The sequence below is a fragment of the Mesorhizobium sp. M0968 genome, assembly GCF_040319065.1.
Lineage (GTDB): Bacteria > Pseudomonadota > Alphaproteobacteria > Rhizobiales > Rhizobiaceae > Mesorhizobium.
Map to the genome: position 1 here is coordinate 25001 of NZ_JAMYNL010000045.1, position 1422 is coordinate 26422.

The following is a 1422-nucleotide window of genomic DNA, read 5'->3' on the forward strand; positions in this document are numbered from 1 at the left end:
GACCCAGCACATCGTCACCATCGCACTCGACGACCACGACCAGTACGTGCCGGCGCAGGAGCCGGAGCCAAATCCCGAATTGCTGACGGCGTTCGACGATTCGCCTGCGCCCGTAGTGCGCGGCAATCTGCCGAACGTCTATGACGGCATCTACCGCACCGCCTATTCCTACGGCATGTCCAAGGCGATGACGCAACGACTGATCAAGTTGCTGGCATCCAGTGTCGACTTTCAGTCGCGCCTCAATCCCACGGACCGCATCGAAGTGCTGTTCTCGCAACCCGATGGCGACGACCAGGCGTCTGACGAATCCGAGCTGCTTTACGTCTCCGCGACTTTCGGCGGCACGACGCGAAATTTCTACCGTTTCCAGATGCAGGACGGCAGCACCGACTACTTCGACGAAAATGGTAGCAGCGCCGAGCAGTTTCTGCTGCGCAATCCGTTGCCCAATGGCCGATTTACGTCAGGGTTCGGTGCCAGGCGCCACCCCATTTTGGGGTATGTGAAAATGCATACCGGCACCGACTGGGCAGCTCCCGTGGGATCGCCGATCATTGCCGCGGGCAATGGCGTCGTGGAAAAAGCCGGCTGGGCCGGTGGCTATGGCAAGCAGATCATCTTGCGTCACGCCAATGGCTACGAGACGTCCTACAATCACCAGAGCGCCTTTGCCAAAGGCATCGAGCCGGGTGTTCGCGTTCGCCAGGGTCAGGTTATCGGCTATCTCGGCTCAACCGGCCTCTCCACCGGTCCGCATCTTCATTACGAACTGATCGTCAACGGCACAAAGGTCGATTCGATGCGCGTCCGCCTACCGGTCGGCAAGACGCTCAAGGGCGACGACCTCGTCGCCTTCAAGCGCGAGCGCGAACGCATCGACGACCTGCTCAAGCAGGAAGACAGCAATCAGTTGAAGGTCGCGAGCGCCAAGATCGAAGGCTGAGCCGACGTTTTTCGTCGTCAGCCGTGCTGATTCGCCGTGTCGCGCGCCCATGGCAGCCGCTCGCCGGAAACCGTCGTCCACGCGGCGATTGCCGAAAGCAGGCAAAGCACCGCGGTCACCGCGGCAACGGCGGCGAATGCCGCGTCGCTGGCGGCAAGTCGTGCCGCATCGAGGCCGGGCGCCAGGCCGGCTGGCGGCGGTTCGCCGAAACCCGGAATGCCGGAGCCGGCAGCGGTGCCGAGCACGCCAGCATAGACCCAGGCCGCCAGCGATCCCATCGCCGCCACGGCAATCAGGCCGCCGATGCGCGAGACGGCGTTGTTGATGCCCGAGGCCGCACCCGTATCCTTGTCCTCCGCCCCCCGCCTGAGGCCGCGAGCCCGCCGCGCAACCACCAACGCCCACACCCCGCACACAAATAACAAAAACGCCGAGACCCCCAAACAGAAAATAAGGTATGACCCAAATGCCCGCCA

Annotated in this window: 2 protein-coding genes (1 of these 2 running past the window's edge); one reads left to right on the forward strand and one right to left on the reverse strand. The window is 63.1% G+C overall.

What is annotated here, in order from left to right:
• Window positions 1-946 carry the end of a M23 family metallopeptidase gene (locus NKH67_RS32260; RefSeq protein ID WP_352503226.1) on the forward strand. Its footprint begins 1013 nt before the window's first position, so the window shows 946 of its 1959 coding nt (coding positions 1014-1959); its start codon lies off the left edge, out of view; its stop codon occupies window positions 944-946.
• Window positions 947-963: 17 nt separating this feature from the next.
• Here NKH67_RS32260 and NKH67_RS32265 read toward each other — a convergent pair whose 3' ends face one another.
• On the reverse strand, window positions 964-1341 hold the full coding sequence (locus NKH67_RS32265) for a hypothetical protein (RefSeq protein ID WP_502893838.1): 378 nt from the start codon (window positions 1339-1341) through the stop codon (window positions 964-966).
• Between the last annotated feature and the right edge of the window lie 81 nt (window positions 1342-1422).